Annotated in this window: 24 protein-coding genes; 19 read left to right on the plus strand and 5 right to left on the minus strand. The window is 67.2% G+C overall.

The window, feature by feature from the left end:
* Positions 1 to 9: 9 nt before the first annotated feature.
* The 5 genes from AC1C2T_RS08135 (at position 10) to AC1C2T_RS08155 (ending at position 7377) form a co-directional block, all read left to right on the plus strand.
* A complete protein-coding gene (locus AC1C2T_RS08135; protein ID WP_495384915.1) occupies positions 10 to 1107 on the plus strand; it encodes a carbohydrate kinase family protein in 1098 nt (365 codons plus the stop codon).
* Positions 1104 to 2459 carry an ABC transporter substrate-binding protein gene (locus AC1C2T_RS08140; protein ID WP_495384916.1) on the plus strand — a complete coding sequence of 452 codons (1356 nt, stop codon included), beginning with the start codon at positions 1104 to 1106 and terminating at the stop codon, positions 2457 to 2459. The genes AC1C2T_RS08135 and AC1C2T_RS08140 overlap by 4 nt, the downstream gene beginning before the upstream one ends.
* On the plus strand, positions 2452 to 3357 hold the full coding sequence (locus tag AC1C2T_RS08145) for a carbohydrate ABC transporter permease (RefSeq protein WP_495362069.1): 906 nt from the start codon (positions 2452 to 2454) through the stop codon (positions 3355 to 3357). The genes AC1C2T_RS08140 and AC1C2T_RS08145 overlap by 8 nt, the downstream gene beginning before the upstream one ends.
* On the plus strand, positions 3354 to 4172 hold the full coding sequence (locus tag AC1C2T_RS08150) for a carbohydrate ABC transporter permease (protein WP_495362070.1): 819 nt from the start codon (positions 3354 to 3356) through the stop codon (positions 4170 to 4172). Before AC1C2T_RS08145 ends, AC1C2T_RS08150 begins: the two co-directional genes overlap by 4 nt.
* Positions 4173 to 4302: 130 nt before the next feature.
* Positions 4303 to 7377 (plus strand): sugar-binding protein, encoded by a 3075-nt coding sequence (locus tag AC1C2T_RS08155; RefSeq protein WP_495384917.1) that lies wholly within the window; start codon positions 4303 to 4305, stop codon positions 7375 to 7377.
* 141 nt (positions 7378 to 7518) lie between these two features.
* On the opposite strand, the gene AC1C2T_RS08160 is transcribed toward AC1C2T_RS08155, so the two are convergent.
* A complete protein-coding gene (locus tag AC1C2T_RS08160; RefSeq protein WP_495384918.1) occupies positions 7519 to 8172 on the minus strand; it encodes a class I SAM-dependent methyltransferase in 654 nt (217 codons plus the stop codon).
* 249 nt (positions 8173 to 8421) lie between these two features.
* Between AC1C2T_RS08160 and AC1C2T_RS08165 the strand changes: the two genes are divergently transcribed.
* From AC1C2T_RS08165 to AC1C2T_RS08185, 5 genes are all read left to right on the plus strand, one after another.
* A complete protein-coding gene (locus AC1C2T_RS08165) occupies positions 8422 to 8745 on the plus strand; it encodes a PadR family transcriptional regulator (protein WP_495362073.1) in 324 nt (107 codons plus the stop codon).
* The gene (locus AC1C2T_RS08170; RefSeq protein ID WP_495384919.1) at positions 8742 to 9281 is read left to right on the plus strand and encodes a PspC domain-containing protein; all 540 of its coding nucleotides are present in this window, start codon (positions 8742 to 8744) and stop codon (positions 9279 to 9281) included. Before AC1C2T_RS08165 ends, AC1C2T_RS08170 begins: the two co-directional genes overlap by 4 nt.
* A 137-nt stretch (positions 9282 to 9418) precedes the next feature.
* Positions 9419 to 9841, plus strand: coding sequence for a hypothetical protein (locus tag AC1C2T_RS08175; RefSeq protein WP_495384920.1), 423 nt, complete (start codon positions 9419 to 9421; stop codon positions 9839 to 9841).
* A gap of 65 nt (positions 9842 to 9906) precedes the next feature.
* Entirely contained in the window at positions 9907 to 10317 is a 411-nt protein-coding gene (locus AC1C2T_RS08180; protein WP_495384921.1) for a DoxX family protein, read from the plus strand.
* Positions 10318 to 10342: 25 nt separating this feature from the next.
* Entirely contained in the window at positions 10343 to 11026 is a 684-nt protein-coding gene (locus AC1C2T_RS08185) for an NUDIX hydrolase (protein WP_495362077.1), read from the plus strand.
* A gap of 43 nt (positions 11027 to 11069) precedes the next feature.
* Here AC1C2T_RS08185 and AC1C2T_RS08190 read toward each other — a convergent pair whose 3' ends face one another.
* Positions 11070 to 11705, minus strand: coding sequence for a TetR family transcriptional regulator (locus tag AC1C2T_RS08190; protein WP_495384922.1), 636 nt, complete (start codon positions 11703 to 11705; stop codon positions 11070 to 11072).
* Positions 11706 to 11770: 65 nt separating this feature from the next.
* Between AC1C2T_RS08190 and AC1C2T_RS08195 the strand changes: the two genes are divergently transcribed.
* On the plus strand, positions 11771 to 12061 hold the full coding sequence (locus AC1C2T_RS08195) for a putative quinol monooxygenase (protein WP_495384923.1): 291 nt from the start codon (positions 11771 to 11773) through the stop codon (positions 12059 to 12061).
* Positions 12061 to 13602, plus strand: coding sequence for an MFS transporter (locus tag AC1C2T_RS08200; RefSeq protein WP_495384924.1), 1542 nt, complete (start codon positions 12061 to 12063; stop codon positions 13600 to 13602). Before AC1C2T_RS08195 ends, AC1C2T_RS08200 begins: the two co-directional genes overlap by 1 nt.
* Here the strand turns inward: AC1C2T_RS08200 and AC1C2T_RS08205 are convergent.
* Entirely contained in the window at positions 13511 to 13801 is a 291-nt protein-coding gene (locus AC1C2T_RS08205; RefSeq protein ID WP_495362078.1) for a DUF4287 domain-containing protein, read from the minus strand. The genes AC1C2T_RS08200 and AC1C2T_RS08205 overlap by 92 nt on opposite strands.
* A gap of 166 nt (positions 13802 to 13967) precedes the next feature.
* Complete coding sequence (locus AC1C2T_RS08210) at positions 13968 to 14330, minus strand: hypothetical protein (RefSeq protein WP_495384925.1); 363 nt, start codon at positions 14328 to 14330, stop codon at positions 13968 to 13970.
* Between the two features lie 313 nt (positions 14331 to 14643).
* Here AC1C2T_RS08210 and AC1C2T_RS08215 point away from each other — a divergent pair, with 313 nt between their 5' ends.
* From AC1C2T_RS08215 to AC1C2T_RS08240, 6 genes are all read left to right on the plus strand, one after another.
* The gene (locus AC1C2T_RS08215) at positions 14644 to 15075 is read left to right on the plus strand and encodes a hypothetical protein (protein ID WP_495384926.1); all 432 of its coding nucleotides are present in this window, start codon (positions 14644 to 14646) and stop codon (positions 15073 to 15075) included.
* Between the two features lie 126 nt (positions 15076 to 15201).
* On the plus strand, positions 15202 to 16077 hold the full coding sequence (locus AC1C2T_RS08220) for an LLM class flavin-dependent oxidoreductase (RefSeq protein ID WP_495384927.1): 876 nt from the start codon (positions 15202 to 15204) through the stop codon (positions 16075 to 16077).
* A 34-nt stretch (positions 16078 to 16111) separates the two neighbouring features.
* The gene (locus AC1C2T_RS08225; protein WP_495384928.1) at positions 16112 to 16489 is read left to right on the plus strand and encodes a PLDc N-terminal domain-containing protein; all 378 of its coding nucleotides are present in this window, start codon (positions 16112 to 16114) and stop codon (positions 16487 to 16489) included.
* Between the two features lie 94 nt (positions 16490 to 16583).
* A complete protein-coding gene (locus AC1C2T_RS08230) occupies positions 16584 to 17285 on the plus strand; it encodes a TetR/AcrR family transcriptional regulator (RefSeq protein ID WP_495384929.1) in 702 nt (233 codons plus the stop codon).
* A gap of 39 nt (positions 17286 to 17324) precedes the next feature.
* Positions 17325 to 18266, plus strand: a complete 942-nt coding sequence (locus tag AC1C2T_RS08235; RefSeq protein WP_495384930.1) for an ABC transporter ATP-binding protein — start codon at positions 17325 to 17327, stop codon at positions 18264 to 18266.
* A complete protein-coding gene (locus tag AC1C2T_RS08240; protein ID WP_495384931.1) occupies positions 18259 to 19059 on the plus strand; it encodes an ABC transporter permease subunit in 801 nt (266 codons plus the stop codon). Before AC1C2T_RS08235 ends, AC1C2T_RS08240 begins: the two co-directional genes overlap by 8 nt.
* Positions 19060 to 19211: 152 nt before the next feature.
* Here the strand turns inward: AC1C2T_RS08240 and AC1C2T_RS08245 are convergent, their stop codons facing one another.
* Positions 19212 to 19697: a 2'-5' RNA ligase family protein gene (locus AC1C2T_RS08245; RefSeq protein ID WP_495384932.1), complete on the minus strand. Its 486-nt coding sequence runs from the start codon at positions 19695 to 19697 to the stop codon at positions 19212 to 19214.
* 119 nt (positions 19698 to 19816) lie between these two features.
* Between AC1C2T_RS08245 and AC1C2T_RS08250 the strand changes: the two genes are divergently transcribed.
* The gene (locus tag AC1C2T_RS08250) at positions 19817 to 22231 is read left to right on the plus strand and encodes a tannase/feruloyl esterase family alpha/beta hydrolase (RefSeq protein WP_495384933.1); all 2415 of its coding nucleotides are present in this window, start codon (positions 19817 to 19819) and stop codon (positions 22229 to 22231) included.
* Positions 22232 to 22328: the final 97 nt, after the last annotated feature.

Here is a 22328-nt window from a genome sequence, read left to right on the forward strand (position 1 = left end):
GGAGGATTCGTGGCTGAACGAGCTGTCAGCGATGCCGTCGACGTGCTCCTCACCGGGCCGGTCTTCTTCGATCTGGTCTTCACCGACGTGAACGCAACTCCCCGGCCCGGCACGGAAGTGCACGCCGACGCGCTCGACGCCAGTCCCGGCGGTGTCGCCAATCTCGCGGTCGCGACCGCCCGCCTCGGCCTGAGCACCGCGCTCGCCGCGACCCTCGGCGACGACGTCTACGGTCGCTGGTGCTGGGAGTTCCTCGCCGATCGGGAGGGCATCGACCTCAGCTCGTCGCGGTTGGTGCCGAACTGGCCTACTCCGGTCACCGTCTCGATCGCGTCGGGCAGCGATCGCAGCATGATCACGCACGAGGTCGCGGCCCCTGTCACGCCCGGCGAGCTCGTCGGCGTCGGCGTCACGGCGCGCGCGACGTTCGCCGATCTGCGCGCGATGTCTCGCGGGGCTCGCGCAGACGACTGGTGGCGCGCGACGGCGCACGCCGGCACGAAGATCTTCGCGGACATCGGTTGGGACTCATCGGAGCGGTGGGACCCTGCCGACCTGCAGCCCCTCGACGATTGCTTCGCGTTCACACCGAACGAGTCCGAGGCCATCGCCTACACACGCACGGACTCCGCCGTCGCCGCTGCACGAGCCCTCGCCGACCGGGTGCCGCTCGTCGTCGTGACGCGCGGCGAAGCCGGAGCAGTCGCGATCGACTCAGCGCGCGGCGAGGAGGTGACGGTGCCTGCCGTTCCCGCGAACGGGCGCGATGCGACGGGCGCCGGCGACGTGTTCGGTGCATCACTCGTGCTCGGAACGCTGCGCGAGTGGCCGCTCGAGCAGAGCCTCTCGTTCGCCGCGCTGTGTGCCGCCCTCGCCGTCGAATTCCCGGGCGGAGCGCTTGCCGCGCCCGGCTGGGGCGACCTCGCCGACTGGTGGGATCGAACGCGCCGCGCCGGCGGCCGCGAGCTCGTCGCGCGTTTCTCGTTCCTCAACGACGTGCTCCCCGAGACATCCGGTCGTCGCAGATCGGAATTCACCTTCCCCTTCGCCGACTACCGGGCAGCAGCAGCCCGGCGATCGTTCCACGACAAGAGAGGTACATCATGAAGCGAAACATCCGACTGACCGCAGCTGCCCTGGGAGGTGCTGCGCTCATGTTCGCCCTCGCAGGTTGCGCACCCGGAAGCGGCGGCCCTGAGAACTCCGCGGACACGGGAGAGATCAGCACCGACATCTCGGGCGTCGGCGACGTCACCCTCACGGTGTGGGACCAAGAGGTGCGCGGCGGCCAGAACGAGCAGATGGAACAGCTCAATGCCGCGTTCATGGAGAAGTACCCGAACGTGACGATCGATCGAAACTCGCAGTCGTTCGACGACCTCGCGACCACCCTTCGGCTGGCCCTCACCGATGCCGACGCGCCCGACGTGGTGCAGGCGAACAACGGCCGCAACACGATGGGGCAGTTCGTCGGCGCGGGCCAGCTGCGCCCGCTCGACGATTACGCCGAGGCCTACGGATGGTTCGACCGGTACTCGCCGTCGGTGCTGCAGTACTCGACCTACAGCGAGGATGCGAAGGTCTTCGGAGACGGCAATCTGTACGGACTGCCGCAGGTCGGTGAGGTTGTGGGCGTCTTCTATTCCAAGAGCAAGCTCGAAGGGCTCGGCTTGGAGGTGCCCGCCGACTGGAGTGCGTTCGATGCCGCATTGAAGGCGGCGGCTGCAGCGGGGGAGACCCCGATGCAGCTCGGCAACATCGAGCAGTGGCCGGCACTCCACGTGTTCGGCCCGCTGCAGGGTGACTACGTCGACGCCGAGGTGATCACCGACCTCGGACTCGGCAACGCCGGCCAGAGCTGGACCACCCCCGAGAACGTCGAGGCGGCCGCTGCGATGCAGGGCTGGGTCGACGCGGGGTACTTCAATGAGGGAGTCAACGGCACCGACTACGACGCGGCGTGGCAGGCGCTCGCTGCGGGCGACGGGGTGTTCCTCATCGGCGGCTCATGGCTGGCAGCCGACCTCGCTGATGCGATGGGCGACGACGTCGGATTCTTCATCCCGAACACGGCCGACGGCACGCCGGCGACCACCGGCGGCACCGGCCTGCCCTTCACGATCACCTCGGCCGCGGACAACAACGACGTGGCGGCCGCGTACATCGACTTCATCACGAACGACGACGCGATGGACGTTCTCGCGGAGACCGGCAACCTGCCGGTGAACCGCACGGCCGAACTCGCGCCCTCCTCGGGCGTGATGGCCGACGTGTTCACCGTGTTCGGCACCGTCACGGGCGAGGGCAGCCTGCTGCCGTACCTCGACTACGCGACGCCGACCTTCGCCGACACCATGGGGCAGTCGCTGCAAGACCTGCTGGCCGGCCAGGTGACTCCCGAGCAGTTCACGGAGGCGCTCGAGGCCGACTATGCGGAGTTCGTCGCAAGCAATGGCTGACGGCTCCACAACGGTCGGGCGGGGCGCCACTCGGCGTCCCGCCCGATCGGGCTGGGTGGCGTGGGCGTACCTCGCTCCAGCCCTGCTGATCTACGGCGGATTCCTGCTCTTCCCGCTGGGCCGGGCCGCCCAGTACTCCCTCTTCGACTGGGACGGCCTCGGGGAATCGACGTTCGTCGGCCTCGACAACTACGTCGAGATCCTCTACGACGAGCGCTTGCGCGAGGCGTTCTGGCACGCCCTCGTGCTCGTGTTCTTCTACGCCGTGCTGCCCCTCGTCATCGGGCTGGTGCTCGCTGCGCTGCTGACTCGCTCGCAGGTCAGGGGGCTCGGGTTCTTCCGAAGCGTCATCTTCCTGCCCCAGGTCATCGCCATGGTCGTCGTCGCCGTGACCTGGCGGCAGATCTATGCGCCCGACGGCCCGCTCAACGGCTTCCTGCGCCTCATCGGACTCGATTCGCTGACCCGCCCGTGGCTCGGCGACTACACGTTCACCCTGCCCGCCGTCGGGCTCATCGGCACCTGGGTGTGCACCGGCCTCGTCACCGTTCTGCTGATGGCAGGCATGAGCCGGGTGCCGCGCGAACTGTACGAAGCGGCACGACTCGACGGTTCCGGCCCAGTGCGCGAGTTCTTCGCGATCACCCTGCCCACTGTGCGCGGTGAGATCACGGTGGCGCTCACCCTCACGATCGTCGCCGCCCTCAAGACCTTCGACCTCGTCTACGTCACGACGAGCGGAGGCCCCGGCACCTCGACGACCGTGCCGAGTTACGAGATCTACCGCCGGGCCTTCCAACTCGGGGATGTCGGTGTCGCCACCGCCGTCGGCATCGTGCTCACCCTCGTGGTGTTCGCCATCAACGCCATCGTCAACATGATCGGAGAGCGGAAATGAAGGTCTCCCCGATCGAACGGGGCGCGAACTACGTCGTGCTCATCGCGTTCGCTCTTGTCGTGCTCGGCCCCATCGGTGTGATCATCACTCTCGCTTTCGGGCCGAAAGACGCCTCGGCCGCCCGCGAGGGGAGCATATTCCATCCCGAGAATTTCCCCGAGGCGTGGGAGGTCGGGCGGTTCGGACAGTACATGCTGACCTCCGTCGTCGTGGCCGCGATCGTCGTCGTCGTCTCGGTGCTCGCCTCGATCCTCGCCGGGTATGCGCTCGGCACGATGCGCTTCCGCGGGGCGACGCTCGTCTTCTACCTGTTCCTGCTCGGCATCATGGTGCCGACCGAGGCGTTCATCGTGCCGCTCTACTTCGACCTGCGCGTCTTGGGCCTCACCAATACCGTCTGGGGAGTCGCGGCGCCGCAGATCGCGATGTCGATCGCCTTCGGCACGTATTGGATGCGAACGTACTTCCGCTCCTCGAGCCGGGCCCTCATCGAGGCCGCTCGTCTCGACGGCGCCAATTCGATGCGCATCCTCTGGCAGGTGCTGGTGCCGATCGGGCGACCCGCAATCCTCACCCTCGTGCTGCTCGTCTTCATGTGGACGTGGAACGAGTTCCTCATCCCGCTCGTGATGTCGCCGAACGGCGACGTGCGAACGGCACCGCTCGGCCTCGCGTTCTTCCAGGGGCAGTACACGCAAGGCACTGCCCTGCTCGCCGCGGGTGCCGTGATGGTCGCGTTGCCGGTCGTCGCGCTGTACATCTTCCTGCAGCGCCACTTCATCAAGGGCATGATCGAGGGCGCAGTGCGCGAGTGAGCGAGCAGATTCGCGCATCAAGCTGCGCGAATCTGCACGCACCTGCTTGCGCGCGTGATCGAATCTGCTCTAGCGTGGGACGCGATTCAGGGTGGCAGTCAGTCGTCCTGAGCGTCCAATGGAGGACCGCATGAAACGTCACCACGCAATCCTGCTCACGTCGCTGATCACGGTCGTCGCGCTCATGGGCCCGGGCAACGCGGTCGCCGCGACGATGGGCAACGGAGACTCAGGCCCACCAGACGCGGCGCTGAAGTTCGACGTCGGAGATCCCTCGATCGCCACGGAGACCGAGCGTGAGAAGATCGACATCATGGGCATCTACGCCCACCCCGACGATGACGCCGGGTTCACGACCCCCTGCGGCGTCTGGCACGACCTCTACGGCGTGCGGTGCGGCATCATCATGGCGACGCGAGGCGAGGGCGGTTCGAACTCGGTCGGCCCCGAGGCGGGCCCCGACCTCGGCGTGCGTCGCGAGAACGAAGATCGCACGTCGCACGTCCGATCCGGCACCATCGACATCTTCAACCTCGACCGCGTCGACTTCTTCTACAACACCTCGGCGCCGCTCACGGCCAAGGTGTGGAACGCCGAAGAGACGCTGAGCCGCACCGTGCGGATCATCCGTGAGACGCAGCCCGAGATCCTCGTCGGCAGCACGCCGTCGCTCGCCGTCGGGCACGGCAACCACCAGTACGCACAGGGGCGCATGGTCTGGGAAGCCGCGGCTGCGGCCGCCGACCCGAACATGTACCCCGAGCAGCTCACCGGCGTCGGCGCGGTCGAGCCGTGGCAGGTGAAGAAGGTGCTCGCCGGTGGGCTGACGACGGGCGCCGGTGGCACCGCCGGCCCGGCCTGCAACACGGGCTTCGTGCCCGCGGCGACGAACCCGTTCACCGTCGTCGGCACGTGGACCGGCTACGAATCGCCGTATGCGTGGGCCGACGGCAATCTCGCCGGCCAGGCGGCCGGATCGGCCAAGACCTGGGCGCAGGTCGGCCGCGAGGGCGGCAGGGCGCACCCCACACAGGCGCGCACGATGCAGACCACGCTCGTCGATCCGACGTGCCAGCGTTACGGCGTCTCGCAGTCGATCGTGCCGATGCAGCCGAACACCTCGCCGGATGCCGCGAACGACGACGCGGTGCTCTACGGCGCTGTCGTCGCCGACCCGGGCGGCATGCCGCTCGGTTCGGAGTTCTCGCTCTCGGCCGAGGAGTACTACGAGGCTGCAGGCGAGCCGTTCACCGCGACCGTCGCGTTGCGCTCGGGTGACGGCGAGCTCGGCGGCGGCGCGGTGAGTCTCGTCGTGCCCGACGGCTGGCAGGTCTCCGACCCGGTCGAGATCGACGGCATCAGCGATGAGGATGCCGCGCAGGCGACGTTCACCGTCACTCCCGCGGCCGACGCGGCCCCCGCCACGTACAAGATCGCGGCGGAGTTCGCCGGTGACGGAGTGACCGCGTACAACGACACGCGCATCGACCTCGTCGCGCCGGTCGAGGGGCGTTTCGAGCGCTGGGGCACTGCGGCCGAGTACGAGCAGTGGACGCAGGATCACGATGCCTACGTCGGTGGCCGCTCAGTGGCGGTCGCCCAGGTCGGTGCCGGTGAGACGGTGACCGTGCCGGTCGAGGTGACCAACCGCGCCGCCGGCGCCGAGTCGGGCGAGATCGCCCTCACTGTGCCGGCAGGCTTCGTCGCTGATGCGGCGGTGAAGCCCTTCGCGGGTCTCGCCCCGGGCGAGACGACGACGATCGAGTTCGTCGTCACCCACACCGATCCGGCGGACCCCGGCAGCCGAACGGCGACGTTCACGGCGACGACCACTTCGGGTGCCGGCACGTCGACCGAGAACGAGACCGTGTACGTCGTGCCCACCGTGGTCATCCCGCAGCTCGATGCCGCGCCGACGATCGACGGCACCGCCGACGACGTCTACACCGGCACGCCGGTCAACGTGGGCACGCGCTGGGAGGGCGCGGCCTGCGCCGACGACGGCGTGGACTGCGGTGCGGGCAGCATCGCCCGGCTCGGTTGGCACGATGATGCGCTGTACGCGCAGATCCATGTGACCGACGACGTGGCGAGTGCCGCTTCGACGCCCGACCGTTGCTTCGGCCACTGGTTGGTCGACTCGGTCGAACTGCTGCTCGACCCGCGGGGTGACTCGATCGACACCTCGTCGACCTTCAAGCTCGGCATGTTCCCCTTCACCGACGACGCTGAGGCGACGAACGGTAACGGGGCAGACGGGCCGTGCTGGTCTCGCGACGCCGACAACCACCAGGGGTTCTCGACGGGTCCGCTCGCCGAGACCGTCGAGGGCGGCCTGAACGCCGAGGGCGTCGAGGTGGCCGTCGAGGTCGCACGCCAGGCCGACGGCACGTTCGCCGGCGGGGGCTACGACGTCGAGGTGAAGGTGCCGCTCGCCGCACTTCCGGCAGCCGTCGGGCCGACGAGCGCGGTGCCGCAGGGCGACGCAGCGCTGAACGACGTCGACCCGGGGTATCTCGGGCTGAACGTCACGCCGTACGACTCCGACACGCAGGACTTCATCGGTCAGACTCGCACCGCATGGTCTGCCTTCGGCAGCCAGCAGTCGGAGCCGTATCGATGGGGTCACGCGTACCTCGACGGGTACGCGCCGCCTGCCGACCGGCCGGTCGAGTCGACTGAGCCGATCATTCCCGACACCGCCCTGCAGGGTGTGCAGTCGCCCCAGACGATCGCGCAGTCGGCGACGCGGGGCGGCACGATCTCGGGAGTGCAGCCGAGCGATGCGATGAGCATCGGCGACCTGAAGATCCAGCAGAAGAAGGTGCAGATCTCGTACCGGTCCGTCGAGGCCGGAACGGTGCGCGTCTTCCTCTGGAAGGGCGACACGTCATTCATCCCCGTCTGGACGTCGAGTTGCGCCGGCGATGTCTACGGCTTCGAAGCCTGCTCTCCGTCGGATGGTGCGGCGCCGCCGTGGGCACCCGACATGGGCGGTCGGCTGCTGGCGTCGTTCGAGCAGGAGGTCGACGCAGGCAAGGGCAAGCTGACGGTGCCGATCGATGCGAGCATCCGCTCTGCACTCGCCGACGACGCGCAGATCCTCGTCTCCTACGCCGAGGAGCCTTCGGGTGACTCGACATCGGGGGATGGCGTGAACGCGTGGAGCTTCCCGATCGAGGCGCACCGGCCCGGCAAGGGCTGAGTTCAGCTCGTGAACGCCCGGCTCCCGTCACGGGAGCCGGGCGTTCATGATTCGTCACACCGGAATGCCGACTCGCCTACCGAGGTCGGCGACGGAGGCATCGAGACCACTCAGGTGGTATGTATATCCAACTGGGACGCGTCATGACGCCCGTCGCGCGAGCAGGGTGGCGTCGTGCACGTCGACCGTCACGCCGTCGCGAACCATCGTGCGCGGGCGCTGCTCGACCACGAGCGCCTCGAAGTCGTCGGGCAGGGCGGGCAGCAGCTCTTCGGCGAGGAACATCGCCTTGCGATGACTCGTCGACAGGTGCGTGAACACCTCCGACGGCGCATGACCGACCACCAGCAGGTGCCCGCCGGGTGCGACGGCCTGCGCCAGCCGGCGGGTCACCTCGACCATCCCGCCGTCGGGCGGGTGCAGGAAGTGCGTCGTGACGAGATCGTACGACCGGCTCTCGGCGGCGAACGTGCGGGCGTCGACCTGCCACCAGTCGGTGCGGTCGGCGACGCCTGCCTCGTCGGCATGCCGGGCCGCGCGGGCGAGGCCGTTGGCCGAGAAGTCGGCTCCCGTCGTCTTCCACCCCTGTCGGGCGAGCCAGATCACGTCGCCGCCCTCACCGCAGCCGACGTCGAGCGCGGTGCCCGGGGTCAGCGCCGATGCTTCGGCGACCAGCTGCGGATTGGGATTACCGCTCCACACCGTCTGCTCGCCGGAGTAGCGCTCCTCCCAACTCGACGGCTCGAACAGCTCTGCCGCCTCGGCCTCGGTGGGCTCGTGCTCGTGTCGACTCATCGGTGTGCTTCCTTCCGGGTGCTCTGCTCTGCTGCTGAGAGCGTACGGACCCGACCTCCGAATGGCACACCGGTTTGCCGTTTCGGCAACACCCCGATGCCCCGCTGCCCCGATGCCCCGATGCCCCGCCCGTCGGTCACCCGGCCAGCTCGAGCCGCTCGCCATGGAACCGCTCGTCAGGGTGCGCCGACTCGGGGCGATCTCGCATTGAATACAGTTACAGGTACCTTGCGGTGATACAGTACCGGTATGGAAGACGATAGCAAGCTCGCTGCGCTGCGCCGAGGCATGCTCGAACCCTTGGTTCTCGCGTCGATAGAAGACCGCCGCCGCTACGCGGCCGAAATCGTCGCCGCCCTGCGAGAGGCGAGATTCCCCGTTCAGGAGGGAACGCTCTACCCGCTTTTGAACAAGCTGCGGCGCGACGGACTCGTGGAGCACGAGTGGGAGGAGTCATCATCTGGGCCGCCCCGGAAGTATTTCTCCCTTACCGAAACGGGACGAACACAACTCACCGATTTCCGTGACTACTGGCGGGCTCTCACGGGCACTCTTGAAACGATTGGACGATGACGATGCAACAGACTCGGTACATCACGCTCAGCGGACACGCGGAAGCGATTGCCATGACGGCCGCCGCATACCGGCGACTCCTTCGGTATATCGACGACGCTCGCCTGGCGCTGACATCAGACCCCGACGCGGACGAAACCATCCGCGATTTGGAAGCCTCCCTCGGTGAGCAGATGCGCCACGTCGTCGACGCGTCCGGCGTCCCGATCAGCGATACACGCATGAGTGAACTGCTGGCTGGCGCTGGCGCAGTCAACATTGATGACGAGGCGACCGGGTCCTCTCGAGCGCAAGCGCGGGGTCCGTTCTGGTGCCGCATCGATCAGGGAAAGTGGTTCGGAGGACTCTGCCTCGGCATCGCAGCCCGCGGGGAGTTTCGCGTCGACTGGGTACGCACCATAGCCGTCTTCCTTGCGCTGGTGACAGGCGGCCTCATCGGAATCGTCTACCTTGCAATGCTTCTCTTCGTTCCCCGCGTCGAAACTCTCGACGAGTACCGGAGACTTCGCGACGCTCCGAGAACGCAAACGGCCTGAAGGAAAGCTCTGATTCTTTCCCTATCCGAGTGAGGTCAGGCCCTCAGCGGGCCCCGGCCGCATCGATTCGCAGCGCGAGCGGATTTCATTGCCGCCAGTGCGGCCCATCCTCTTTCCCCACGTGCCAGTATTCGGCTATGAGATCGAACAGGAAGCTCGCATCGGCGACAGGCGTCGCACTGTTCGCGGTGCTCGCGCTGGCGGGATGCATCCATTCAGGGTCCGGCTTCGCCGCCCTCGACCGTGCCGCCGAGGAGGGTGACGTTCTCCCGCCTGATCTACCGGAGTACGCCTACGACGATCTGGACCCGGAAAGCAGCCGCCTCGTGGCCGAACACGACGGCGACACCCTCTACTTGGCGAAGGGCAAGGAAGCTGATCGTGTCTGCCTCCTCGTCTATCCGAACTCCGAGGAATGGGTGATCGTCTGCGGTGGGGCGCCGGAGTTCGGTGGCGGAGGGGCCAGCGGCAGCTATGTCGTCAGAGTCGATGGACCTGATGGAGCACCGGCTCCTGAAGACTCGGTCGAGATCGCCCCGAACGTCTTCGCGAAGGAATAGCGCACAGGCGCGGCGACGAACACAACGCCGTAGTGTGGGCGTACAGACCAGGGCCGGAGGTCGACATGGCACGCAGCGACGTTCCCACAAGCACCACGCCCCGCACGATCGCGCGAATCGCGCTCGCCGCAGGGCTCGTGTTCGCCGGGGTGAGTCATCTGTTCTGGGCGCGCAAGGAGTTTCGCGCGCAGGTGCCGTCGTGGGTGCCGATGGATGCCGATGCCGTCGTCGTGGCCTCGGGCGCGGTCGAGATCGGGCTCGGCGGCGCGCTCGTGGCGCTTCCGCGCGAGCGCCGGCGCATCGGATGGATCGTCGCGGCATTCTTCGTCGCCGTGTTCCCGGGCAACATCGCGCAGTTCACCGAGAGGCGGGCGGCCTTCGGCCTGGATTCCGATCGTGCCCGAGGCATCCGCCTGCTGTTCCAGCCGCTGCTCGTGGCGCTCGCGATCTGGTCGACGGCTGAGCCGCGTCGCTGACAGCGGGGATCCGTATGGTGGAGCCATGCCCGTGACCACCGACGCTCGCGCCGAACTCATCGCCCTCTGCGAGCGCGGCCTCGACTGGCACCCCGACATGCCACGCGACCTCTCGGATGCCTCGACCGCACGCCCGGCGGCAGTGCTCGTGCTGTTCGGAGTGCTCGACGCGATCCCCGCCCGCACCGACGCGGCGGTCGCGCGCGACCTCGATGTGCTGCTGCTCCGCCGCGCGGCGACGCTGCGCAGCCACGCGGGGCAGATCGCGTTCCCGGGCGGCCGGCTCGATGCATCCGATGACGGACCGATCGCCGCGGCGCTTCGGGAAGCCCGTGAAGAGACCGGCGTCGACCCCGACGGCGTCGAGCCGCTCGGCACGCTGCCGCCGATGCCCGTGCCCGTGAGCAATCACCTCGTCACGCCCGTGCCGGCGTGGTGGACGCGGCCTTCAGAGGTCGCGGCGGTCGATCACGACGAGTCCGTCGATGTGTTCCGCGTGCCGGTCGGCGATCTGCTCGACCCGGCGAACCGGGCGAACACGGCGTTCAAGCTCGATTCGCACACGTACCGTTCGCCGGCGTTCACCGTCGGAGGTCGCCTCATCTGGGGTTTCACCGCGCTCGTGCTCGACCGCATGTTCGACGATCTCGGCTGGGCAGAGCCGTGGGACCAGGCACGCACCGTGGAGCCCGACAACGTAGGCCGGTGACGCGCTGCACTGGTGACACGCTGGCCGTGCCGGCCAGGCCTGGTCACGCCGGTGGAATCGAGCCGAGTTCGCTGTTGACGCCGGCGACGATCATTCGGATGCCGTGTTCGAACACCTCGGTGCTGAGCGGTGCGCCTCCTTCGGCGAAGGCACTCTTCAGCGTGTCGGAGATGTCGAGCGGGGCGTCACCGGCTGGGGGCGCCTGGTTCGCGGGCGCTTGCTCCTTCAGCACGAAGCCCGAGATGTAGTGGGTGATCACCGAGATGGTGTGCAGCGCGAGCGCCGGTGTGAAGCCGAAGCCCACCATCGCGGTGATCTCCTCGTCGAAGAGACCGATGAGGGTGGGGCTGGCGCCGCTGGCCTCTGCCGCGATGCGCGCACCATCGCGGCAGGAGTTCAATGCAGCACGGTAGGCGGCCGAGCGACGCATGACCCAGTCCTGCCACGCCTCCTCGGCTGACGGTGCACCCATGCCGCCCGCGAGGTAGATGCGTTCGGCCATGCCCTCGAGCAGCTCCTGCTTGCTGCGGAAGTGCCAGTACAGGGCGGGCGACTGCACGCCGAGGCGGTCGGCGAGGCGGCGCATGCTCAGTGCGTCGAGGCCCACCTCGTTGACCAGGTCGAGGGCGACCAGTTCGATTCCTGCTCGTGTGAGGGGCGGTCGAGTGTTGGATGCCACGGTTGACACCTTATCGGTGGTAAGGGTAGGTTGCAGGCAACTTAGCAGTGATAAGGAGAATCATCATGTTGATCATCGCGGGATACCTGGAGCTCGAACCGAAGGTGCGCGACGACTACGTCGCGGCCCACGCCGAGCTGCTCGTGCGCGCTCGTCGGGCCGACGGATGCCTCGACCTCGCCATCTCAGTGGACTCGGTGGACACGAGACGCGTGAACCTCTTCGAACGATGGGAGAGCGAGCAGGCGCTCCAGGCCTGGCGTGTCAGGGCGAACGCGCCGCGACTCGAGGTGCAGTTTCTGGGCGGCGACATCACGAAGTACGCCATCGATCACGCCTCCCCGGCGTTCGACTGATGTCCGACGCGCAGCGGACACCAGCCGCGGAGCAGGCGCTCCCGGCGCCGATCGATGGTCAACGCAATCCACTGCGGTGGCGCGCGTTGACCGTGCTCGGCCTGTTCCAGTTCATCCTGGTGCTCGATCTGACGGTCGTGAACGTGGCGCTGCCGCGCATCCACGAAGAACTCGGATTCACGGATGCCGGGCTCGCGTGGGTGGTGAACGCCTACGTGCTGACCGCCGCCGGGCTGCTGCTGCTGGGCGGGCGGTTGGCCGACGTGTTCGGCCAGCGCAGGATCTTCCTGCTCGGCGTGATCGTGTTCGCGGTCGGGTCGCTCGCCTGCGGTGCCGCCCTCAGTCCGGGCATGCTCGTCGGCGGCCGCTTCGTTCAGGGGCTCGGCGAAGCCCTGGCGGCGCCCGCGGGGCTGGGGCTCATCGTGCTGCTGTTCCAGGATCCTCGCGAACGGATGAAAGCGCTCGGCACCTGGGGCGGACTCAGCGGTCTCGGCGGCGTCTCGGGGTCGGTCATCTCGGGCTTGCTCACGGACCTCGCCGATTGGCGATTCATCTTCCTGGTGAACCTGCCCATCGCCCTGGTCGCGATCGTGCTCGTGCCGTTCATCGTGGGCAGGAGCAGGGTAGCAAGCGCCGCACACGGGGTGAACTTCACCGGCGCCCTTCTCGGTACCCTCGGCCTCGTCGGCATCGTCTTCGGCCTCCTGCAGATTCCCGCGTCGTCGTTGGCGTCGCCGCAAGCGCTCGGCCCACTCCTGGCCGGCGTCGTGTTGGTCGGAGCCATGTTGCTCGTCGAGTCGAGGTCGAGCCGGCCACTCATCCCGGCGCGGTTCTTCGCCGATCGGGTGCGGGCGATCACCTACGCGGCGATCGTGGTGAACTCCGCCGTCTTCTTCTCCTACGTGTTCCTGCTGACCCTGTTCGAGCAGCAGGTGCTGGGGTTCACCCCGCTGCAGGGCGGACTCTCGTACGTGCCGCTCGGCCTCGGCATCGGGGCCGGGCTCGCCATCAGCACCGCCCTGATGCCCCGAGCGGGCGCCGGCAGGCTGCTCGGTACCGGTCTCCTCGGCGTGGCCGCCGGACTGGTCCTCTCGTCGGGCATCGACGTCGGCAGCTCCTATGCCGGTGGCATCCTGCCCGGCATGCTCGTGCTCGGTGTCGCATCGGGAGTGCTGATGCCCGCGGCGGCCAATGCCGCCTTCCACGGGATCGTGGATGCCGACGCGAGCCTCGCATCCGCCGTGCAGAACGTGATGGCCCAGGTGGGCGGGGCGCTCGGTCTCGCCGCGCTCGTGGCACTCTCGCTCGGGCATGCCCGCGCGCTCGAGTCCGCGGGCGCCGCGGCATCCGTGGCCCTCACCGGCGGGTACGCGCTGGCCTTTCAGGTCGGGGCCGCCCTCGTCACCGTGCTGGGGGTGGTCTCCCTCGGCGTGCTGCGGCGCGAACCGGTTAACCGTTCGGGTTCGTCGCCGCGCCGTCGAGCCAGAGGGTGTCGGTGGCGTCGCTGTGCACGCCGTCGGTGCCGACGTGCTTCGTGCTGATCTGCGGACCCTTCGTGATCACGTGCACGAGCGCCATCGCGTGCCCCTGCCCGAGGCCGTAGTCCGCTTTCAGCCACGCGACGATCGGTGTCGCCTTCGTGCCCGGGCCGAAGCCCTGCTCGGCGGCCAGGTCGACGAGCTGCCGGGGGGTGAGTCCGGTCTTCTTCTCGATGGTATCGAGGTAGGCCTGGAATGACATGCGGTGCTTCCTTTCGCGGGCGGATGCCGCGTGGCATCCGTTGAGTCCAGACTGCGGCTCGCGGCATCCGATCGCCATCATTTCGACGTGGATCGAAGATCGAGTTGATCAGCCGATGGTCGTCGCGTACTTCGAGCTCGTACATGCCGCCCCCTCGAGACCTCGGTCACATCCTGGAGTACACCGCGGACTGCCCGAGTCCGATGAGGGCGCTGAGCACCTCTACCCCGCCGAGTGCGGTGCCGGCGGCGGCGAATCCCTTCGGGGCGTCGCGCCGCAGCAGCACGATCAGGCCGAGCACGAGTGCCCCGATGCCGAGAACGAGTGAGAGCACGTTGGCGACGAGCCCCAGCGTGGTGATGAGTTCGTACGCCATCGGCAGTGCGGTGCTGATCAGGAACGGTGTGACGAGACCGAGCAGGCGGGTTATCACGACACTCGCGACTCCGACGGCGAAGGCGATCACCCCGAGCAGTCTGAAATTGGTGCTCGGGCGGGCCTCGACGGATGGCGCGGAACGGTCGGTCATCGCCCCATCATCCCCGATCGGAGCATCCGCTCGGTGAACGACAGTGGGCGCATGCCGGCGGTGCTGTCAGAGTTGCTTGCCGAGAAATACGCAAGCTGCGCCCAAGCGCGTGGCACCTCGGCGCGGACCGTTTGCTGAGGGATCGAGCTCCGAAGGCCTCTGGGCACTCCTGGCTCGCAGAGGCATCGTCGTCTGAGTCGGTTGTTCTCCGGTGATTGTCGCCGTCAACGTCAAAGGGGCCGCTGAGCTCTCTGGGTGTCACGGTCCGACAACATTCGGCGGACCGCGATCGTCAGGCTCGTAGCCTGATTGGATGCGACTGTTGAAGGTGGTGCCACTGTTCGTGGTGTCGCTTCTGTTGCTCACCGGTTGTGTGCCCCCATTCCTCGCCTGCACGACGATCGGCCACAGCAGCGCCGCACGCATCGAACTTCTCGATCCCCGGCCGGGCCTTGAACTCGCGTTGTGCGAAGGGGAGTCCTGCACTCCTGGCCCGGTGGAGCTGCCGCTCGAGGTGGGTTCGACCGAGACGCCCCTGCCGACCGGAGTCTTTGATCTTTCGGGCGACAGCACGAATGGCTGGTCCGCAGTTTTGAACAGCGGCCTTCCCGTTCTCGGCTACCGGCTCACCGATGAAGATGGAGCCGTCATCGCAGAAGGCGGAATCGAGGCCGACTGGGAGCGAATCGACGGCACGGAACAGTGTGGCGGGAACAGGCACGCCGATATCCAGCTCTCCATCTGAGCTTGCGGCCAGAACAGCTGGTCGATTCGGGGACCGCGATGTCGAGCCGGGCGAGACGCCGGGTTCAAGCATCCGCTCGGTGAACGACAGTGGGCGCATGCCGGCGGGTGCTGCCAGAGTTGTCGCATGCGTCGAATCGGAGCGATCTTCCAGCCTGCGTTCCCACCTGAGCAGTTCCGACCCGCGGTCGAGGCCGCCGAAGCGGCGCGCGTGCCCGAACTCTGGCTTTGGGAGGACTGCTTTCAGCAGTCGGCCTTCGCCACCGCCGCCGCGGCCCTCGCGTGGACCGAGCGTCTGCGGGTGGGCATCGGCGTCGCACCGATGCCCTTGCGCAACGTCGCGATCACCGCCATGGAGATCGCGACCATCGAGCGCATGTTCCCGGGCCGTCTGCTGCCGGGCGTCGGCCATGGCGTGCAGCGATGGATGGCGCAGACGGGCAGCCGTGTCGCTTCGCCGCTGACGCTCATGCGCGAGTATGTTCCGGCGCTGCGGCAGCTACTCACAGGCGAGGAGGTCACGACCGACGGTCGATACGTGAAGCTCGATCGAGTGAAGCTCGACTGGCCACCGGCGACGGCGCCGCTCGTGTACGCGGCTGGTGAAGGCCCCAAGACGCTGCAGCTCACCGGTGAGGTGGCCGATGGCACAGCGCTCACCGGCGGCACGACGGTCGATCGCGCCGCAGAGGCCGTGGCGACGATCGCGACCGGGCGCAGCGCCGCCGGGCGTGAGGGGCGCAACGAGGTGGTCGTCTACCTGATGGCCGCGTTCGGCGGCAAGGAGGCCGACGAGCGGGTCGCACGAGAACTCACGCAGTGGAACATGCCCGACGACCAGCGACTGGCCGCCGTCGGCGACGCATCCGCCGTCGCCGAGGCCGCTGAGCGGTTCTTCGCAGCCGGCGTCGACGCGGTCGTGCTGCAACCCACCTCAGACGAGCCCGACGTCGAGGAATTCATGCGGGAGGTCGGCGAGGTGGCTCGGCTGGTTTCGCCGTAGCGCCGCATTCGCCCGGCCCAATATGCTGACGGCCATGGCTGCCGTCTTTCCCGTCATCGTGGTCGCCGCGATGGTGTTCGCGCTGATCGATATCATCACGCGCGACGAGTCCCAGGTGCGGCATCTGCCGAAGTTCGCCTGGATCCTGCTCGTCGTGCTGCTGCCGCTCATCGGCACGCTGCTGTGGTTCGTGATCGGACGCGAGTACGGCGGGTCGTCGGCCGGTGACGGCATCGGCTCGCTCATGGCGCAGCGATCGCAGCGATCGCAGCCGAACTACGGGCCCGCCATGCCGCAGGTCGATTCCACCGAGCAGCAGCTCGCCGACCTCGACCGCGAGATCGAGTACTACGAGCGCCGAGCCGAACTCGAACGGCGGAAGCGGGAAGCCGACGGCGACCCCGCGAGCTGACACGGGGGAAGACCCAACGATCCCGTGATGGGTCGCGCCTCCCGCGCGCGAGTTCTGCTTGCCCGTGGTTGAACGATCGTTTAGGGTATTGAACATGCGTTCAGCCGACGAAGATCTCACCACGAAGGCGCGGATCCGTGCTGCGGCGGTGGACCTCTTCGGGCGCGAGGGTTTTGCGGCAACATCGGTGCGCGCGGTCGCCACGCTAGCTAGGGTGAGCCCGGGGCTGGTGGTGCATCATTTCGAGTCGAAGGATGGGCTGCGGGTCGCGTGCGATGAGTACGTCGTGAGCCAGTTTCTCGGGCGGAAGGACGAGCTCGCGGGCGTTGACTCGTCGTCGGCGATTCATCGTTGGCTCGCGGATGTCGACACGTATCGTCCGTTGATCGACTACACGGCGCGCATGCTTACGTCGAACAGCCCCGCCGCCGATCAGCTCTTCGACGCGCTTCGCGCGGGGACTTCGGCGATGGTCGACGAGCAGGTGGCGGCGGGCATCATGCGTGAGCCGATCGACCGCTCGGTGACCGCGCTGTACCTGACCCTGTATGGGGTGGTGCCGTTGGTGATGCACCGCCAGATCGCACGTACCCTCGGCGTGGAGCAGCTCAGTGCTGCGGGGATTCGTCGCTCCACGATTCCGATCCTCGATCTCTACACGCATGGACTGTACGCGGACGATCGGTTCCTCGTCGCCGCGCAAGAGGCGCTCGCGCGAACGAGCGGCCCTCGCTCCGACAAGGGCGAGAACGACCCGAATCAAGACCCCGACCCGCCGCACGGCACCGGTTCTTGATCACTCGGAGACTTCTCTTCCTTGAAAGGAGCATGGGCGATGACCCCTGCCATTGAAACAATCGGTCTGAAGAAACGGTATGGATCGCATCCGGCGATTCACGACCTCGACATCGCTGTGGAGCCCGGAACCGTGTTCGGGCTGATCGGCCCGAACGGGGCCGGAAAGACGACCACCCTCCGGATGCTGCTCGACATCATTCGGCCATCGGCTGGTCAGGCTCGGGTGCTTGGGCTGGATCCACGGGCCGGTGGTTCTGCGCTTCGACGCCGGATCGGCTATGTGCCTGGCGAGCTTCGTCTGGAAGGGCGCATCCGTGGCCGCAGGCTGCTGCGGCACTACGCCGAGATCAGCGGCACGGTCGCGCCCGGAGCGGTCGGGGATCTCGCCGACCGGCTTGGGTTGGACCTGAGTCGACAAGTTCGGACGCTGTCCAAAGGCAACAAGCAGAAGCTCGGACTCATTCAAGCGTTCATGCATCGCCCAGAGCTGCTCGTGCTGGATGAACCGACGAGTGGGCTCGATCCTCTCGTGCAACGGGAGTTCCTCGAGATGGTGCGCGAGGCCCGCGCCGGTGGGCAGACCGTGCTCTTGAGTTCGCATGTGCTGAGTGAGATCCAACAGATCGCGGACCATGTCGCCGTGCTCAACGGCGGGCGAATCGTCGCGGAAGGCGCGGTCGCCTCGCTGCGGCTGGGCCAGATCAGGCGTGTACGGGTGAGCCTTGGCGGGGCGGATCCCGGCGCGGTCCGCGACGAGCTCGCGACCATCCCAGGTCTTCGAGATGTCGTGATCACCGGAGAGGGTGAGACGCGGCTGACCGCGACGCTCGACGGTGACATCGACCCGCTCGTGAAGCTGTTCGCACGGCACCGGGTCACTGACCTCGTCGTTGAGGAGCCCGACCTCGAGGAGTCCGTCCTGCAGCTCTATGGCGGATCGACCGGCAACGGGCGCGACCAGGAGGTGAACCGTGGTTAGGGTGCTTCCGGTCTTTCGCCGTTCGCTCGGCGATTCATGGCGATCGTTGATCGGATGGAGCCTCGGTGTCGCTGCAGCCCTGTTCATGTACCTCCCGCTGTTCCCGAGCATCGGTGGGAACGGGGAGATGCAGCAGATCATCGACAGCATGCCCGAGGAACTCGTGACGACGCTCGGGTTCGAGCAGATCGCCTCCGGGGCGGGGTACGCGCAGAGCACGTTCTTCGGGTTGATCGGTTTCCTGCTCCTCGTCATCGCGGCCACGTCCTGGGGTTCATCCGCGATTGCCGGCGCAGAGGAATCCGGCACGCTGGAACTCACGCTCGCCCACGGGGTAGGCCGCAGCCAGTACGCCCTCGAATCGGCGCTCTCCGTGCTGGTACGGCTCGCGTGGCTGGGGCTGCTTGCAGCTGTCATCGTGCTGCTATTGAACGAACCGTCCGAACTCGGTATAGATCCGCCGAACGTGTTCGGGGCCTCGGCTGCATTGGTCGGTCTCGCGTTCATGTCCGGCACGATAGCGCTCATGGTCGGTGCCGCGACGGGCCGACGCATCCTTGCGACGGCCGCAGGCGCTGGGGTCGCGGTGATCGGCTATGTGTTCAACGCGATCGCCAACCAGGTCGACGGCGGTGATTGGTTGCGTGCGTTGTCGCCGTACTCATGGGCATATCGCGAGCTTCCGCTGCTCGACGGCACGGACTGGGCGGGCCTCGTGATGCTGTGGGGCCTCAGCATCGTGTTCGTCGTCGGGGCGACCCTGATCCTCCGCCGGCGCGACATCACCGGCTGAGAACAGGCGATGGGGTGCGGCACCCTGCCGCACCCCATCGCCGAACCCGCCACAACGTCAGTGGTGATTCACGGGCGGGGTAAACGGGCATCCCGTATCGAGCGCGCGACGAGCAGTCAATCCGGCCGGGATTGGGAGCGCTCGAGGACCCTTCACCGGGCGTCATGTAGGTCGAGCTCGATGGTTGTGATCCTCCGCCCTGTGGATTCATCGAGCGACACCAACGTCAACCATCTGATCGACAAAATGTCTCCTTCGCCGACGCTGATAAACGGACCACGAGTCGCATGTGGGCGATAACCGACCTCCCAAAAGTCCGGCTCGACGGCTGCGAACCCGGGTGTCCGCTTCAGCGCGGCGGCCAACGACTCGTGCAGACGGTAAAGGGCCGGATGTTCAGCCAGAAGCACCGCGATGTTCTGCTCCAGTCCGAATTGAGCCGTCGGCCCAAGGTTGACGTCGAATGCGAGGACATCACTGGCGACAGCCGCGAGCTGGTTTGAAACATCATTGACCCGGCCGTCATCGACGTGGAAGTTGCCAGCGATGGTTACGTGCACAGGCCAGCGATTCCGCTCAACCAGCGCGGGGACCTCGAGCGGGGTCGCCATCACGGCGAGCAGACGCCTTTCTTCCATTCCCCGAGGCTAGCTGCGGAATTCGACGATATACGGCCTCAGAGGAATCTCCTGACTCTCCGGGTGAGCGAGCGCAAATACTGACCGACTGGCGTTCGAGTAATGGAAGAATCCAATGATTGCAATTTCCAATCAACGGCGATACTTTGGCGGTACGCCGGGCAGTGTTGCCCGTCGAATTCACCGCCGTCGTCGGCGGGCTGCCTCGTCGGCGACGCATGGAGAGGAATCGACATGTCAGTCACAACGAAGTGCAGGGGTACGGCGTCAGTCGTCATCGGGAGTTCGCAATGAACGCGCGCAAGCGCTGGATCACCACCGTCGGTGCGACGATCGCCGCGACAACGCTGCTCTTCTCTTCAGTGGCGGTTCCCGCCTCGGCGGCTCCGGCAGGGGCGACAGTCGAGGGGGGACTCCCGCAGCTGAGCCCTGCGCGGCAGAGTTCCCTTGAGCAGTGCGAGTCCCTCGCGGGCTTCGTCTTTCCGCACACGAGGATCACCATCGCGGAAAGAGTGCCCGTTGGGCCGGTCGCAGGGGTATCCGTCGGCGAGCACTGTCTCGTACAGGGCGTGATGAACGAGAGGGTGAGCTCTGTCGACGGTCAGTCCTATGCCATCGGCTTCGAGATGCGGTTGCCGGTGGAGTGGAGCGGGCGATTCCTGTATCAGGCCAACGGAGGCATCGATGGATCTGTTGCGACGGCGCTCGGGCGCGTCGGTGGCGGGGAGAGTGGCCTTCAGACGGGCTTCGCGGTGATCAGTTCGGATGCAGGACACTCCGGCAGCCAGAATCCAACCTTCGGCCTCGATCCCCAGGCGCGGCTCGACTATGGGTACCAAGCAGTAGGCACACTGACCCCGATGGCGAAGGCGCTCATCACCGCGGGCTACGGACGTGGACCCGACCGCTCGTACATGACCGGAGGATCGAATGGCGGCCGGCACACCATGGTCGGCTCCGCCCGATATGCCGACCAATACGACGGTTTCCTCGCGTTGGCGCCCGGCTTCAATCTCCCCAAAGCCGCTGTGGCTCAAATCTGGGGCGCGCAGCGCTACGCCACCGTGGCAACAGACCCGGCGAACCTGTCGAGCGCACTGACGCCTGCGGAGCGCGCAACGATTGCGGGCGCCGTGTTGACGCGCTGCGACGCCCTCGACGGGCTCGAAGACGGAGCGGTCCAAGCAAGTTCGCTCTGCCAAGAGGTGTTCTCCCTTGATCGCGATGTGCCCACGTGCACGGCGGCCCGCGATGGAACATGCTTGACTGCCGCGCAGAAGGTGGTGGTGACCGACATTTTCGGCGGTGCCCGCACCCGCACCGGAGAAGCGATCTATAGCTCCTTCCCCTTCGATCCTGGCATCGTTCAGTCAGGCTGGGCAGGGTGGGAGTTCAACGCATCCGTGACCCGGGACCCGGGTGCGGCCGGCTACATCTTCACAACCCCGCCCGATGCGCCGGCGCTTCCTGGCCTGGGGCAGTACGCGATGAGCGTGGACATCGATGCTCTTGCCTCGAAGATCTACACCACCAACGGGGTCTACACCGAGAGCGCTATGTCGTTCATGACGCCGCCCAACCCGACGAACCTCGATACGCTCCGCAACCGCGGCGGCAAGATGATCGTCATTCACGGCGCCGCCGACGGCGTGTTCTCGCCGGATGACACCGCCTCTTGGTACGAAGGGCTTCAGGCCGGCTACGGTGACAAGGCGGACCAGTTCGCTCGCTACTTCGAGGTCCCGGGTATGGGCCACGTTCAAGGCGGACCTGCAACCGATCGGTACGCCGCGCTCGCGGCGCTCGTCGAGTGGGTCGAGGGAGGAACGCCTCCGGATCGGATCGTCGCCTCGCTGGATCCGACGAACCCCGAGGTGCCCGCAAGCTGGTCACCCGACCTGACGCGACCGCTCTGCCCGTACCCCTCGGTTGCCGTTTATGGCGGCGGGGATCGTGACCGCGCCGACAGCTTCACATGCGAGGTGACGTCCACGCCAGTGAATATCTCCGCGCCGGTCGTGACGGGAAGCCCCGACGTGGGCCGAACGCTCACGGCGACCGCAGGCGACTGGACGGGATCGGGAGCAACGTTCAGCTTCCAATGGATGCGGGACGGTCGACCGATTGCCGGCTCAACCGGGTCCAGCTACACCGTCAGGCTCATTGACCAGGGCAGCGAGTTGAGCGTGAGGGTGACCGCTCGTTCTGGGGAGGGTGACTCCAGCGCCGCCAGCAGCACGCCGCTCACGGTGCGCAGCGCGTCGGCGGCGCTCGTCACCACCAGTCCGCTGCTGTCCTCGAGTTCCAGGCCCGTCACCGTCGTGGTGCGGATACTGCCGGTCGGGAAGGAGGCGACTGGCACCGTGACCGTGACCGTGGCGGGCAGGACCGTGACCGGCACGATTGCTGACGGTAAAGCCAGCATCCCCGTTGGGACGTTGACTCGGGGTGCGCACTCGATCGTCGCGTCGTACTCCGGCGATGCGACCGTCTCGCCGACGAGGGGAATCGGCATCGCGCTCGTGGTGCGGTGATCACTCGCTGACGCTTCGGGGACTCGGCCGCCACGGTCGGGTCCCCGAACGGTCGGTGAGCGGCACCGCGCGACGGTTGGCGAACTCAGCCGGCGGT

The sequence above is a fragment of the Agromyces sp. Y558 genome, assembly GCF_059445415.1.